Source organism: Streptococcus sanguinis (assembly GCF_020729765.1).
Lineage (GTDB): Bacteria > Bacillota > Bacilli > Lactobacillales > Streptococcaceae > Streptococcus > Streptococcus sanguinis_Q.
In genome coordinates, this window is sequence record NZ_JAJEPD010000057.1 from 50341 (window position 1) to 64121 (window position 13781).

Below are 13781 nucleotides of genomic sequence, written 5' to 3' on the forward strand. Positions count from 1 at the left end.
AATTCAAAAATCTGAGACTCGCGAGTCTCAGATTTTTTTACTTATTTCTAGCTTCCTGAAAGGACTCCCACATCTTCTGCTGGGGCTTGGCGAAGGGGTAGTTTCCAAAGTCATCTGGATGAAGCCACAAGACCTCTCCATCAGCTGCGTGCTGGCTATCTTTAACTCGGCCATAAGCGAGCTGGATATGCCACTTGCGATGGCTGAAAACATGTTGCACTTTTGAAAAGGACTGCTGCTGCCAATCAACAATCAAATCATAATCCTGCTCAAAGCTTTCTTGAGGAGACAAGTCCAGACTTGACTGATTTTCAGCCACCTCAAAGAGGGACATCTGATTTTCAGTTTGAAATTCCTCGACTTCAATCAAGGGAAAATGCCAAAAACCTGATAACAAGCCAGCAGCCTCATTCTTTTCAAGTAAGAATTGTCCCTGTTCGTTTTCGATAATCAAGCCTTGCAGATAGACCGGAACTGGCTTCTTTTTAGGTGCTTTGATTGGATATTTATCCATTGTTCCATTCAAATAAGCTGTGCTGAACTCCTTTACAGGACTGTCTTCTGGATGAGGATTAACAGGAGCTTCAATATCTGACCCCAAATCCATCAGCGCCTGATTGAAATCTCCGGGTCTGTCTGGATCAATCAGAATCTCCATCATAGCCTGAAAGACCTTACGATTGCTGGGTTGGCCAATATCTAAATCAACTTCAAATAATCGACTCAGCACCCGCATGACATTGCCATCTACCGCAGGCTCAGCTAGTCCAAAGGCAATACTAGCAATAGCACCAGCCGTATAAGGTCCAATTCCTTTGAGGCTAGCAATTCCTTCATAGCTATCAGGAAATTTTCCAGCGAAATCTGTCATTATCTGCTGGGCTGCTTTTTGCATATTTCGCACCCGCGAATAATAGCCCAACCCTTCCCAAGCCTTGAGCAGTCTATCCTCTGGTGTCTGAGCTAAATCAGCTACTGTCGGGAACCAGTCAAGAAAGCGCTCATAGTAAGGAATCACCGTATCCACCCGAGTCTGCTGCAGCATAATCTCAGAAACCCAGATATGATAAGGATTATTTGTTCTGCGCCAAGGCAGGTCACGTTTGTTTTCATCATACCAAGTTAATAATTTCTCTCGAAAAGAGGCGATTTTATCTGCCCCCCACATCTCAATTCCGTATTCTTTCAAATCTAACATAAATCTAGTATAGCATAAGGCAAGAAAAATTGAAGAGCTTATGCCCTCCAATTGTTTCTTATCGTTTAATAATGACCAACAGCCTGACTGGCTGTAATCAAAGTCAGCTTGTATACGTCATCCGCATTACATCCTCGAGAAAGGTCATTAACTGGATGGTTAAGACCCTGCAAGATAGGACCTACTGCTGAAAAGCCACCTAAACGCTCTGCCATTTTGTAGCTGATATTACCAGCCTCGATACTTGGGAAGACAAAGACAGTCGCTTGACCAGACACCGGGCTGCCAGGTGCTTTCAGTTCAGCTGTTGCAGGAACAAAAGCTGCATCAAACTGTAATTCACCATCGATAGCCAAGTCTGGACGCATTTCCTGAGCCAACTTAGTCGCTTCTACAACCTTATCAACCTTTTCTCCGAAACCAGAGCCCTTGGTCGAATAGCTGAGCATGGCAACTTTAGGATCAATACCGAAAATTTGTGCTGTCAAAGCTGAGTTAACAGCAATCTCCGCCAAAACATTGGCATCTGGATCGATATTGATGGCACAGTCACTGAAAATGTAGCGTTCGTCATCACGCACCATGAGGAAGGCTCCTGAAGTGCGAGAAACCCAAGGAAGAGTCTTGATGATTTGAAGAGCCGGCCGAACAGTCGCTGCCGTAGAGTGAATCGCGCCAGATACCATCCCTTGAACCTTACCAAGGTAAACCAACATAACACCAAAGTAGTTGACGTCTTCCTTTAGCAACTGACGTGCTTCATCTGCAGTGATTTTTCCTTTACGGCGCTCAACGAATGCTTCTACCAACTCCTCAAAGCAGGAACAGTTTGAAGGATCAATAACTTGATATCCTTCTTTTACTCCCTCAATTTCTAGATAGATACGGATTTTATCAGGATTACCCAATAGAACTGGTGTAATATCGGTTTCTTTCACCAAACGTTTAGTTGCTTGCAAAATCCGTGGCTCTTCACCCTCCGGCAAGACAATTTTTACTTCCTTATCTTTCAAGGCTTCACGAATTGAATCAAAAATTTTCATGTTTCTTAAAACTCCTTTATCTCTTAATCTTTTAATTTCTCAATAACTTGTTTAAAATCTTCTGGCAAAGGACTGGCACGCTCAACTTCCTGTCCGCTAAAAGGGTTATAAAATTTCAAAGAATGACAATGTAAAGCTTGGCGCTCTATTCCGTGTTCCAAACTCCCTCCATAAAGATCGTCACCCAAAAGCGGAAAGCCAATATGTGAAAAATGAACGCGGATTTGATGAGTCCTCCCAGTATGAAGACGGATATCCACCAGATAGACATCTCCGAACTGCTCTATGACCTTGTAACTGGTATGGGCGTACTTACCATCCTCTGTCACGCGCCTCGTAATGATACTCTCAGGGTTGCGTCCAATCGGAGCAATAATCTCACCTTGCTCTTCTAAGTCACCAGTCCCCCGAACCAGAGCGTAATAGCGCTTTTCTATCAGCTTCTTCTGTAGCTGCTTATCCAATCTGGCATGAGCATAGCCATGTTTGGCAAAGAGCATGAGTCCACTTGTATCCTTATCCAGACGCGTCACGATATGCACCTGTTGGTTTTCATAGCCCTGACCAATATAGTAAGCCTTGACAAAGTTTGCCATGGTGTTGGTGTGGTTAACACTGGGAATACTGGCCACTCCTGCCGGCTTATCCAAAACCAAGAAATGCTCATCCTCGTAGACGACATACAAGTCCTTATCAACAGCTTTCAGACTCTCAAATCCTTTTTCAGAAGGAATGTCAATCGTCACTTTATCGCCAATATCCAAGAGATAAATAGCGTTCTGAGGCTGATGGTTGACAAGAATGTTTCCGCCGGAAAATTTTATCTTAGCCAAGAGGCCTTTGGAAATTTCATGTCGCTTCAAAAAGGTCTTTACCTTGACATGTTCATCAGCAATAAACTCAAACCTCATTCCTGGCACTCTCCAATAAAGGAGTCTCTGACACGATTCCAAAAGCTGGTATGGCTTGGTGAAGCCACAAAATGTATCTTATGATTGTCAATCTGGTACTCAATGCGGACAATGTTTTTGAAAGAGAAAGTCTGGTTATCAACCGCAATAGTGTGATAGTCGCTGCGGGTCGGCACCAGTTCAATCTTATCCTTTTTGGGAACAATGACAGACGAACCCAATGTCCGATAAACCCGATTGTTGAGACTGGCAATTTCTGTCACCTGCAAGGCTTCGATTGTCGGATGCAATACCGCTCCACCCAGAGATTTGTTATAGGCTGTACTGCCTGTCGGAGTAGAAACAGAAATCCCATCTCCTCGGAAACGCTCGAAATGAACCCGATTGATAATGACATCAGCTACCATAGTCCGATCCGAACGCTTGATTGTTGCTTCGTTCAAAGCACGAATAGTGCGTGTATCACCATTTTCAAAAGTGATTTTCACATTTAAAATTGGATAAGAAACCTGAGCACCAGTATCTAATTTGAGATTTTCTACCAGCTTATCTAGTTCAAAATCACGGTAGTCTGTATAAAAGCCGAGATGCCCTGTATGCACACCGACAAAGCGGACCCGATCCAGCTGTTCTTCATACATATGAAAAGCCGACAGCAACATGCCGTCACCACCCACCGAAATCACAATGTCGGGATTCTTAGGAGTTAAAATAAAGCCGTTCTGTTTCAGCTTCTGCTTCAAATCCTGATAGACTTGTTCACTCTGTCTTTTCCGATTGCGGATAATCGCTATTTTTTTATCTGTATTCTTCATCTGTATCATCACTATTTCCCACACCGTCATTTAACTTGCGGTGAAGAGGATCAAAGAGAGCCTGCGCCTCCTGGATAGCATCACGGATTTCTCCCATCTCCTCATCCAGCTGATAGGCAAGATTAGCTGTCGTTTCCAAGCGGCATTTGATTTCCTCGGGAAATTCTCCTTTATACTTGTAATTCAAAGAATGCTCAATCGTAGCCCAAAAATTCATCGAAAGGGTGCGAATCTGAATCTCAGCCAGAATAAGCCTATGACCATTAATCGTATCAACTGGATATTCTACAATCACATGGTAACTCCGATAGCCACTGGCTTTTTTGTTTTTGATGTAATCCCGTTCCTGGACAATACGCATATCAGTCCGGTTTCGCAGGACTTCTAAAACTTCATCCACATCATCGACAAACTGTACCATGACCCGTAAGCCAGCGATATCCTGCATCTCCTGCTCGATATTTTCCTCTCGAATGCCTCGCAGAACCATCTTTTCTTTAATGCTCTCAATCGGCTTGACACGCCCGGTCACAAACTCAATCGGGGAATGACGCTGCTGCTTGCGGTATTGCTTTCGCACCCCACGCAACTTAATTTTCAGCTCTCCAACCGCTTGAATATAGGGGTCTAGAAACTCTTCCCATTCTATTGTCATACACTTACCTTGTCATATCATTATTTTTTGTATAAAATAAACACAACTGTTATTATAACATAAATCGCTTTCAAAAAAAAGAAAAGGATATGAAAATGAATCACTTAGAAATTGAATTCAAAACCATGCTGACCAAAGAAGAGCACGACCGTCTGCTTCAGTTATTTGTTGATATTTCGCCTATTAGCCAAACCAACCACTACATCGATTCAGATCAGCAGAGTATCCGACACGCTCACATGGCTTTTCGAGTACGGACTTTTAACCATCGCGAAGCAGAGCTGACGCTCAAGATTCCTCAAGAAGTCGGAGCCTTGGAACTCAATCAGAACTTGACACCAGAAGAAACTGAAAATATTTTGCAGAACAATGAATTTCCTACGGGAGAGCTTTTAGAGACGCTGCTTCAAAAAGGACTTCCCGTTCAAGACTTTAAAGTTTTAGGCTCTCTAGAGACTATCCGCTATGAAAAAGAAGACGAAATCGGTCTGCTTGCTCTGGATGAGAGTCACTACTTGGGCAAAACAGACTTCGAACTCGAAGTCGAAGTTGAAGATTTCGAAAAAGGAAAAGAAAATTTCCTCAACTTCCTAAAACAGCACTGCATCGACTACAAACCTAGTAAGAGCAAGATAGCAAGATTTTCTGAAAACTTGTAAATCAACGACCACAAAATAGCTGAAATAATCTAATTTTTTTGGTAAAATAAAAGGTAGCAATCTAAAGACTATTGAAATATAAATTTCATGGAGCATTAGATTATAGAAATGAGACAAAAAGAGGACGGTCCAACTCATGTCAGATAAAAAAAATATGAAGCTTTTTTCCCTCAACTCCAATCATTCCATAGCTGAAAAAATCGCTGAAGCTGCTGGGGTTCCATTGGGGAAACTTTCCTCCCGCCAATTCTCAGACGGCGAAATTCAGATTAACATCGAAGAAAGTGTTCGTGGCTATGACATTTACATCATTCAGTCTACTAGCTTCCCTGTCAATAATCACTTGATGGAGCTCTTGATTATGGTGGATGCCTGCAAGCGTGCCAGTGCTAATACGATTAATGTTGTCATGCCTTATTTTGGTTATGCACGTCAGGATCGGACTGCTGCTCCTCGCGAGCCAATTACAGCTAAACTGGTTGCCAACATGCTTGTCGGCGCTGGAGTAGATCGCGTGATTTCTCTGGATCTTCATGCCGTGCAGGTCCAAGGTTTCTTTGATATCCCAGTTGATAACCTCTTCACTATCCCACTCTTTGCCAAACATTATTGTAATATGGGGTTAACGGGAGATGATGTCGTTGTCGTCAGCCCTAAAAACTCTGGTGTAAAACGCGCCCGCAATTTGGCTGAATATCTGGATGCCCCTATCGCTATCATTGATTATGGCGAAGATGAGGCGGGTCGCTCTGAGGGATATATCATTGGAGATGTCGAGGGCAAGAAAGCTATTCTTATTGACGACATTTTAAATACCGGTCGGACTTTCTCTGAAGCAGCTAAAATTGTCTGTCGCGAAGGCGCAGTCGAAATCTATGCTGTATCCAGTCATGGTCTCTTCGCGGATAAAGCTGCGGAATTGCTGGATAATTCTCCTATCAGGGAAATTCTTGTGACCGACTCTGTTGATACCAAAGAAAAAACACCTAAGAATCTCCACTACATTACAGCTAGTGAACTGATTGGTGATGCTATTGTCCGCATTCAAGAGAGAAAACCAGTCAGCCCACTCTTTGCCTATCAAAAGAAATAAGGTAACCGGAGTGATTTATTTAGATAATGCCGCTACAACTGCTTTGTCGCCTGCTGCAATCCAAGCAATGACCAAAACTATGACCGTCTTTGGAAATCCATCCAGTACGCATAGTCATGGCCGAGAAGCTAGTAAACTCCTCAGACAGGCGCGTGAGGATATTGCTCAAGCTCTGCATACTCAAAGCAATAAGATTCTTTTTACTTCAGGTGGCACTGAAAGCAACAATACTGCTATCAAAAGCTATGCCCTTCGTCACCAGAACCGAGGAAAACATATTGTTACCACTGCTATTGAACACCATGCTGTCTTAGAAGTGGTGGAGTACTTAGTAGACAAATTCGGCTTTGAAGCTACTTTTGTTCAGCCGGTGGATGGTCAGATTCGAGCGGCGGATATTAAAAAGGCACTTAGACCTGACACTATTCTTGTGTCCGTCATGGCGGTTAATAACGAGACGGGTGCCATGCTCCCCATTAAGGAAATTGGTGAATTACTGCACGAACATCCTGCTGCTTTTCACGTTGATGCTGTCCAAGCAATTGGTAAACTTCCCATCTACCCTGACGAGCTAAGGATTGACTTCCTCTCTGCTTCAGCGCATAAGTTTCATGGTCCCAAAGGCGTTGGCTTCCTTTATGCCAAGAAGATGGATTTTGACAATTTCATGCACGGTGGCGACCAGGAAGAAAAACACCGGGCCGGAACTGAAAATCTAATCTCTATCACAGGTATGGCGGCGGCTCTGTCAGATAGCACGGAAAATCTTGAGGAAAATCTAGAGCATGCTCAAGACTTAAAAGACAGCTTACTTGCTGACTTATCGGACATTGACTTTTACTTAAATGAAAGTCAGCCCAGCTTGCCTTACGTCATCAATTTGGGATTTCCCAATCAAAAAAATGACCTGCTTCTGCTTCAAATGGATTTAAATGGCTTTTCCATTTCAACAGGCTCAGCTTGCACAGCCGGAGCTATACAACCCAGTCATGTCCTGCAGGCTATGTATGGCAAAGATTCCAACCGCTTGTATGAGTCCATTCGGATCAGTACTTCGGACCAGACGACTCTGCAAGATATTCAATCATTTACAAAGAAATTAAAAGAAATTTTAGGAGGATAAGATGGCCTTTCAAACATCTGTTAGCTTAGCAAACTGTGAATATACCTATTCACTTCACCCAAATGTCAAGAAATTTACCTTGCGCGACAATACATTCGCTGAAAGCAAGGTTGGCAACTATGAACTCTCTCGTCTGCTGGAATCTGTTCCCAACAGCGGAAATGGTTTTCTGCTGAAAATAATCGTCAATAAAGATTTGAATGGTTTCAAAATCAATATCACTGACAAATCAGGCCTGCGCTTGGTCAATATTTTCAAATCAGAAGACCATCACATTATCCAGCAAAAATTTTATTTCTTGATGGATAGCCTGGTTGAAAGAAATATTTTTGAAAAGACACCACAATAAGCAAGATTCTCGCAATTTTGCTTTTTTGATTTAGACTCTTAAAAAAACGAGCTTGACTTCTACTTAGAACACTTGAAGAAAAAATCAACCGAACCCAAAGAAAGGATTAACGATGGTTGAACTGACCTATTTGGACTCATATAAAGTGAAACGGACACTTACCTATGAAGACTTCGACGAATTTCTTCTCGCCTTCTCTGGCTGTGTCACAGTTCCTGACTCGCTCAAAGTACTTTCCATCACTTATAATGGGCACCAGCTGCCTTTTACAGGGTTAATTGGTGACTTGTACCGCCAGATGTACCAGTTAGACTTGACTCCCTACCAGGACTAATCCTTCGCAGTTACAACACAACCAAAACTTCCACTCTTTTCTTTTTTAATGATCAAACACTCTTAATTAGTTGATTTTTTCACAAACTTTCTATAAAATAGAATTAGAAAGGTTGTGATTTTGTGAAAACTGAAAAAAATACTACAATTCCCCGAGCTACTGCTAAAAGGCTATCGCTCTACTATCGTATTTTTAAACGTTTTAATGCTGAGAAGATTGAAAAAGCCAACTCCAAACAAATTGCAGAAGCCATTGGTATTGACTCTGCTACTGTCAGACGAGATTTTTCTTATTTCGGTGAACTCGGCCGCAGAGGATTTGGTTACGATGTCAAGAAATTAATGAACTTTTTTGCTGACCTCTTAAACGACAATGCTATTACCAATGTCATGATTGTTGGCGTTGGTAATATGGGACGTGCTCTGCTGCACTATCGTTTTCATGAGCGCAATAAAATGAAGGTTGTAATGGCTTTTGACACAGATGACCATCCAGAAGTTGGCAGCACAACCAGCGATGGGATTCCTATCTATGGAATTTCCCAAATCAAAGAAAAAATACAGTCAGGAAATGTGCAAACTGCTATCCTAACTGTACCTAGCGTAAAAGCTCAAGAAGTCGCATCTATCTTAGTTCAGGCTGGTGTCAAGGGCATTCTCTGCTTCTCACCAGTAAACCTATCCCTGCCTAAGGATGTGGTCGTCCAGTATGTTGACCTGACTAGCGAACTGCAGACTCTGCTCTACTTCATGAGAAAAAATGATTATTAATTTGAAAGAGGTATTAAACACTCTATGAGTAAACCTATTATTGGAATAACCGGAAATGAAAGAGAAATTCCAGACGATCACTTCATCCATATGAGCTATACGGCGACAGGATTCGTTGAGGGAGTTAAAGAAGTTGGCGGAATTCCAATGATTTTGCCAATTGGTGATGAAGAAATGGCTAAACAGTATGTTTCCATTGTCGATAAATTAATCATCACAGGCGGTCAGAATGTATGCCCTCAATTCTATGGAGAAGAAAAAACCATTGACAGCGATGATTATCTACTCAAACGGGACATTTTTGAATTAGCTTTAATCAGGGAAGCTCGCCGCCAAAATAAACCAATCTTCACTGTCTGCCGCGGAACCCAACTTTATAATGTAGCCCTAGGCGGTACTCTTCATCAAGATATTGAAGATCATTGGCAAGATAGCTCTGCTGAGTACACAACTCAAAGCATGGTGACCAAGAACGGCTCTATTCTGCACGAAATCTATGGCCCTGCATCTGAAATCAACTCCTTCCACCACCAAAGTATCAAGGATTTAGCGATTGGCCTAGAAGTCATCGCCTATGATCCTCGCGATAAGATTATTGAAGCCATCACTTCTACTGACGGTAGTCCTTTCCTTGGCGTCCAATGGCACCCAGAGTTCTTGTTTGGCTCCAGAGAAGGAGACTTAGCTCTGTTTGATTATGTTGTCAATATTCTTTAAAAGCCTCTATTCCTAGATAAACTTTTGTTCTACACGAATAGAAGTTTTTTATATTCAAGTAAATCAAATTATATCATATCTGTCTCCTCTCGGTAGCTATAGTAGTTGGACTTAGACACAATCAAATGATCCAAAAGAACCAAGCCCATCATCTCACATGCTTCTTTCATATGCTGGGTCACCTCATCATCATTTCTGCTAGGAACAACTGAGCCTGATGGATGATTGTGTACCAGTATGATAGATGTCGCCAAATGTTTGAGAGCGTAGTGGAGAATCTCTCTTGGCTCAGCAATGCTTCTGCTGACCGTCCCCATGAAAATTGTCTGCTGGTGAAGAATTTGATTTTGACTATTAAGATAAATAGCAACCAAGCACTCCTGCCTCATATCTCCCAATTCCTGCTGCATCTTCTGGGCTAATTTTTGACTGCCCATAATCTGCTCTTTTTGCAGAACCTCTGCTCGGTTAATCCGACGACCTAACTCGATAATAGCCTGCAGCTCCACAGCCTTAATCGGACCGATTCCAGAAATAGTCTGCAATTCCTGCAAAGTTAAATACTTGAGATCGTTCAAACTAGAAATTGATGATAAAATTCTTTGAGAAACTTGAAAAACAGTTTCTTTTTTGTTGCCTGTTCTGAGAAAAATTGATAGGAGCTCCTGGTTACTGAGTTTTTCAGCCCCTTCTCTCATTAAACGTTCCCGCGGCATCATGCTAATATCATCTTGAAATGAAATGCTATACATAGAAACCTCCTTACCTTATTATTCGGAAAAAGAGTCAAAATCAGCAAGAATTGATATAAAAAAACTCCAAAAGTTAGAGTTCTTCCTAACCTTTGGAGTGAAATTTTTTTAGTCTCTTGCCTTTAAATCTGCATTTGATTATAGGACTTACTGAAAGATTCAAGAACATCCTTAGGAGCCTTGTCATACTCGACAGAGCCTTCTAACGTTCCCTTGACAATAGTCCGGTTGGTTGCCGCAGCATCCTCACAAGTAACCAAAGTAATCTCTGTAACTCCTTCGGTATCCTCAATCAGGTCTGTTCGATCTGGAGTTACCGTTTCAACACTAGTGATTACATAAGTATAGACATGCTCTTTATCAGTGATATAGATTTTCATGCCAGCCTTAGCACGATCCAGTGGGGAAAAGAGCATGTTGCTAGCCCCTGTGATGCCAAAGACATGGTGGCTAGCCAAGGCATAATTCCCCTGCCCCATCTGCTGAGTCTCTTTCATCGTACCAGCACCATAATACAATCCAGCATTATCCAGTCCTTTGAAGATTGGCAAATTCATGGATACTTCTGGAATAGAGATGCCTCCGATAACAGGCAGTTGCTGAGCTTTCCACTGAGCATTGATAACTGCTTCTGTAGAAAGCGACTCTACCTTATTAAAATCAAAGCTAGTCTCAGCATTTTTATTTTTATTAATAGAGTCTTTGGAAACCTTGCTGACCTGATATTGGTTGGTATGCCAAACCATAATCATGTTTCGGATTTGCGCATTAAAGATTAAACCCAGAGCCACAATAATTAATAATGACGCAACAATATTGATAAAAATATTTCTTTTGCTTTTTTGTTTTCTTTTTCGACTTCTTTTTCCTTGTACCATATAGAGGTCCTCTTTTACGATTCGTTTTCTTCCTCTGCTACATCTTCTTTATCATCTGCTTCGACGCTTGTAAAGGTGACAATCTGTGCATTTTGGTCCAGACGCATGACCTTAACTCCCATGGTTGAGCGGCCAGTCTGAGAAATATTCGCCACACTTGTCCGAATGATGACACCAGTATTAGTGATAATCATCAAATCTTCCTCGCCAGTTACTGTCATCAGACCGGCAAGAGGTCCATTCTTATCAGTGATATTGGCTGTTTTAATACCTTTACCACCACGGCCCTTGGTTGGATACTCACTAGCAAGAGTTCGCTTACCATAGCCTTTTTCGGTGATGACAAGCACTTCGTCTCCCTCAGCAATCACACCAGCTCCAACGACCTGGTCCCCCTCTCGAAGATTGACTCCGCGAACACCAGTCGCTATACGGCTCATGCTCCGGACAGCTGTCTCATTGAAGCGGACAGAATAACCAAACTTAGTACCAATGATAACGTCTGCAGCACCGTCCGTCAGAAAGACATTGATTAACTCGTCTTCATCCTTCAAATTCAAAGCTTTGAGACCATTCTGACGAATATTAGCAAATTCTGTTACACTGGTCCGTTTGACCACCCCATGACGAGTAGTAAAGAAGAGGTAGGAATCATCACTGCGGTCTTGCTGGACATTAATAATAGTCTGAATAGTCTCTCCTTCATCAAGCTTCAAGAGATTGACTACTGGCAAGCCCTTAGCTGTCCGGCCGTACTCAGGGATTTCATATCCTTTGAGACGATAGACTCGGCCCTTGTTAGTAAAGAAGAGCAGTCTATCGTGGGTACTAGTTGAGACCAGCTCTTTGACGAAGTCATCGTCTTTGACGCCAGTTCCTTGAACACCGCGACCTCCGCGTTTCTGAGCAGTAAATTCTGCCTGATTCAGACGTTTGATATAGCCTTTATTAGACAGGGTAATCAAAACATCCGCTTCCTCAATCAAATCTTCATCTTCAAGAGAAAGAACTTCTCCCACCATCAGCTCAGTTCGGCGATTATCCGCAAATTTACGTTTGACCTCGTCTAACTCTTCCTTGATAATAGCGATAACGCGCTCTGGCTTAGCCAAAATATCAGCCAAGTCTGCAATCAAGGCAATCAGCTCGTCATACTCTGACTGAATCTTATCACGTTCCAAACCAGTCAGACGACGAAGACGCATATCAAGGATAGCCTGACTCTGGCGTTCAGATAGCTCAAACTTAGCCATCAATTCAGCCTGTGCTTCTGCGTCCGTTTCGCTATTACGGATAATCCGAATCACTTCATCAATGTGATCCAGCGCAATCAGCAAACCAGCCAAGATATGAGCTCGAGCTTCTGCCTTTTCTTTATCGAAGACCGTCCGTCGAGTCACCACTTCTTTTTGGTGCTCAATGTAGGCCAACAAAATCTCACGCAGAGACAGAATCTTTGGCACACCATTTTGAATAGCCAGCATATTGAAGCTGAAATTGGTCTGCATCTGGGTCAGCTTGAAAAGATTGTTTAGAATGACATGTGCAGAGGTATCACGACGAACCTCAATGACAAAACGAACTCCTTCACGGTTGGACTCATCACGAACAGCTGTGATACCGTCAATGCGTTTTTCCTGCACCAGACGAACAATATGCTCATGAACCTTAGTCTTATTAACCATGTACGGAAACTCGGTTACGACAATTCGCTCACGGCCATTTTTTATCTCTTCGATTTTAGTGCGAGAACGAAGAACAATCGAACCCTTCCCTGTTTCATAAGCCCGGTGAATACCGGACTTGCCCATAACCAGTGCTCCTGTCGGAAAATCTGGTCCAGGCAGGACTTCCATGATATCGCGAGTTGTTGCCTCTGGATTGTCCATGACAAGCTTAACTGCATCAATAGACTCACCAAGATTATGAGGTGGAATATTTGTCGCCATCCCAACCGCAATCCCTGTCGCACCGTTTACAAGCAAGTTAGGGAAGCGAGCAGGAAGAACTACAGGCTCTCTCTCGCTAGCATCATAGTTGTCAATATAATCAACAGTGTTTTTATTAATATCACGAAGCATCTCCAGAGCAATCTTGCTCATACGTGCTTCTGTATAACGTTGAGCAGCAGCCCCATCTCCGTCCATAGAACCGAAGTTCCCATGGCCATCTACGAGCATATAGCGATAGCTCCACCATTGAGCCATCCGCACCATCGCTTCATAAATAGAAGAGTCACCATGCGGGTGATACTTACCCATGACATCCCCTGTGATACGAGCTGATTTCTTGTGAGGCTTCTCAGGTGTCACGCCCAGCTCATTCATACCATAGAGAATCCGACGGTGAACTGGCTTTAGACCATCACGAACATCTGGAAGTGCCCGAGCCACGATAACGCTCATCGCGTAATCAATGAAACTAGTCTTCATTTCACTAGTCAGATTAACATTTACTAAGTTTCTGTCTTGCATTAAAAAATGC

At 42.6% G+C, this 13781-nt stretch carries 15 protein-coding genes; 7 read left to right on the top strand and 8 right to left on the bottom strand.

What is annotated here, in order from left to right; translation table 11 throughout:
* Window positions 1-37: 37 nt before the first annotated feature.
* From mutY to K4H96_RS08155, 5 genes are all read right to left on the bottom strand, one after another.
* Window positions 38-1198: an A/G-specific adenine glycosylase gene (gene mutY, locus K4H96_RS08135; protein ID WP_223336899.1), complete on the bottom strand. Its 1161-nt coding sequence runs from the start codon at window positions 1196-1198 to the stop codon at window positions 38-40.
* Between the two features lie 65 nt (window positions 1199-1263).
* The gene (gene pta / locus K4H96_RS08140) at window positions 1264-2241 is read right to left on the bottom strand and encodes a phosphate acetyltransferase (protein ID WP_223336900.1); all 978 of its coding nucleotides are present in this window, start codon (window positions 2239-2241) and stop codon (window positions 1264-1266) included.
* A 23-nt stretch (window positions 2242-2264) separates the two neighbouring features.
* The gene (locus K4H96_RS08145; RefSeq protein WP_002924626.1) at window positions 2265-3152 is read right to left on the bottom strand and encodes an RluA family pseudouridine synthase; all 888 of its coding nucleotides are present in this window, start codon (window positions 3150-3152) and stop codon (window positions 2265-2267) included.
* Window positions 3149-3967 (bottom strand): NAD kinase, encoded by an 819-nt coding sequence (locus K4H96_RS08150; protein WP_284431856.1) that lies wholly within the window; start codon window positions 3965-3967, stop codon window positions 3149-3151. The genes K4H96_RS08145 and K4H96_RS08150 overlap by 4 nt, the downstream gene beginning before the upstream one ends.
* Complete coding sequence (locus K4H96_RS08155; protein WP_002924625.1) at window positions 3951-4622, bottom strand: GTP pyrophosphokinase; 672 nt, start codon at window positions 4620-4622, stop codon at window positions 3951-3953. Before K4H96_RS08155 ends, K4H96_RS08150 begins: the two co-directional genes overlap by 17 nt.
* A 95-nt stretch (window positions 4623-4717) precedes the next feature.
* Here K4H96_RS08155 and K4H96_RS08160 point away from each other — a divergent pair, with 95 nt between their 5' ends.
* The 7 genes from K4H96_RS08160 (at window position 4718) to K4H96_RS08190 (ending at window position 9667) form a co-directional block, all read left to right on the top strand.
* The gene (locus tag K4H96_RS08160; RefSeq protein WP_032908296.1) at window positions 4718-5281 is read left to right on the top strand and encodes a CYTH domain-containing protein; all 564 of its coding nucleotides are present in this window, start codon (window positions 4718-4720) and stop codon (window positions 5279-5281) included.
* 136 nt (window positions 5282-5417) lie between these two features.
* Window positions 5418-6374, top strand: a complete 957-nt coding sequence (locus K4H96_RS08165) for a ribose-phosphate diphosphokinase (RefSeq protein WP_002897526.1) — start codon at window positions 5418-5420, stop codon at window positions 6372-6374.
* Window positions 6375-6384: 10 nt separating this feature from the next.
* Entirely contained in the window at window positions 6385-7497 is a 1113-nt protein-coding gene (locus K4H96_RS08170) for a cysteine desulfurase family protein (protein ID WP_032908295.1), read from the top strand.
* A 1-nt stretch (window position 7498) separates the two neighbouring features.
* Complete coding sequence (locus K4H96_RS08175; RefSeq protein WP_002902952.1) at window positions 7499-7846, top strand: DUF1831 domain-containing protein; 348 nt, start codon at window positions 7499-7501, stop codon at window positions 7844-7846.
* Window positions 7847-7958: 112 nt separating this feature from the next.
* Window positions 7959-8180, top strand: a complete 222-nt coding sequence (locus K4H96_RS08180) for a DUF4649 family protein (protein ID WP_049541261.1) — start codon at window positions 7959-7961, stop codon at window positions 8178-8180.
* Window positions 8181-8302: 122 nt separating this feature from the next.
* Window positions 8303-8950, top strand: a complete 648-nt coding sequence (locus K4H96_RS08185; RefSeq protein WP_002900304.1) for a redox-sensing transcriptional repressor Rex — start codon at window positions 8303-8305, stop codon at window positions 8948-8950.
* 24 nt (window positions 8951-8974) lie between these two features.
* Window positions 8975-9667, top strand: a complete 693-nt coding sequence (locus K4H96_RS08190) for a gamma-glutamyl-gamma-aminobutyrate hydrolase family protein (RefSeq protein WP_223336901.1) — start codon at window positions 8975-8977, stop codon at window positions 9665-9667.
* 68 nt (window positions 9668-9735) lie between these two features.
* Here K4H96_RS08190 and radC read toward each other — a convergent pair whose 3' ends face one another.
* The 3 genes from radC to gyrA form a co-directional block, all read right to left on the bottom strand.
* A complete protein-coding gene (gene radC, locus K4H96_RS08195; RefSeq protein ID WP_002900302.1) occupies window positions 9736-10419 on the bottom strand; it encodes a RadC family protein in 684 nt (227 codons plus the stop codon).
* A 122-nt stretch (window positions 10420-10541) separates the two neighbouring features.
* Window positions 10542-11297: a class A sortase gene (locus tag K4H96_RS08200; RefSeq protein WP_002904537.1), complete on the bottom strand. Its 756-nt coding sequence runs from the start codon at window positions 11295-11297 to the stop codon at window positions 10542-10544.
* Between the two features lie 14 nt (window positions 11298-11311).
* Window positions 11312-13771: a DNA gyrase subunit A gene (gene gyrA, locus K4H96_RS08205; RefSeq protein WP_223336902.1), complete on the bottom strand. Its 2460-nt coding sequence runs from the start codon at window positions 13769-13771 to the stop codon at window positions 11312-11314.
* Between the last annotated feature and the right edge of the window lie 10 nt (window positions 13772-13781).

What these genes read in the sequence shown, in the direction of transcription:
- K4H96_RS08180 (WP_049541261.1), top strand. Translation starts at nt 7,959, where the DNA reads ATGGTTGAACTGACCTATTTGGACTCATATAAAGTGAAACGGACACTT.
- pta (WP_223336900.1), bottom strand. Translation starts at nt 2,241, where the DNA reads ATGAAAATTTTTGATTCAATTCGTGAAGCCTTGAAAGATAAGGAAGTA.
- K4H96_RS08175 (WP_002902952.1), top strand. Translation starts at nt 7,499, where the DNA reads ATGGCCTTTCAAACATCTGTTAGCTTAGCAAACTGTGAATATACCTAT.
- gyrA (WP_223336902.1), bottom strand. Translation starts at nt 13,771, where the DNA reads ATGCAAGACAGAAACTTAGTAAATGTTAATCTGACTAGTGAAATGAAG.
- K4H96_RS08190 (WP_223336901.1), top strand. Translation starts at nt 8,975, where the DNA reads ATGAGTAAACCTATTATTGGAATAACCGGAAATGAAAGAGAAATTCCA.
- radC (WP_002900302.1), bottom strand. Translation starts at nt 10,419, where the DNA reads ATGTATAGCATTTCATTTCAAGATGATATTAGCATGATGCCGCGGGAA.
- mutY (WP_223336899.1), bottom strand. Translation starts at nt 1,198, where the DNA reads ATGTTAGATTTGAAAGAATACGGAATTGAGATGTGGGGGGCAGATAAA.
- K4H96_RS08165 (WP_002897526.1), top strand. Translation starts at nt 5,418, where the DNA reads ATGTCAGATAAAAAAAATATGAAGCTTTTTTCCCTCAACTCCAATCAT.
- K4H96_RS08200 (WP_002904537.1), bottom strand. Translation starts at nt 11,297, where the DNA reads ATGGTACAAGGAAAAAGAAGTCGAAAAAGAAAACAAAAAAGCAAAAGA.
- K4H96_RS08160 (WP_032908296.1), top strand. Translation starts at nt 4,718, where the DNA reads ATGAATCACTTAGAAATTGAATTCAAAACCATGCTGACCAAAGAAGAG.
- K4H96_RS08150 (WP_284431856.1), bottom strand. Translation starts at nt 3,967, where the DNA reads ATGAAGAATACAGATAAAAAAATAGCGATTATCCGCAATCGGAAAAGA.
- K4H96_RS08145 (WP_002924626.1), bottom strand. Translation starts at nt 3,152, where the DNA reads ATGAGGTTTGAGTTTATTGCTGATGAACATGTCAAGGTAAAGACCTTT.
- K4H96_RS08155 (WP_002924625.1), bottom strand. Translation starts at nt 4,622, where the DNA reads ATGACAATAGAATGGGAAGAGTTTCTAGACCCCTATATTCAAGCGGTT.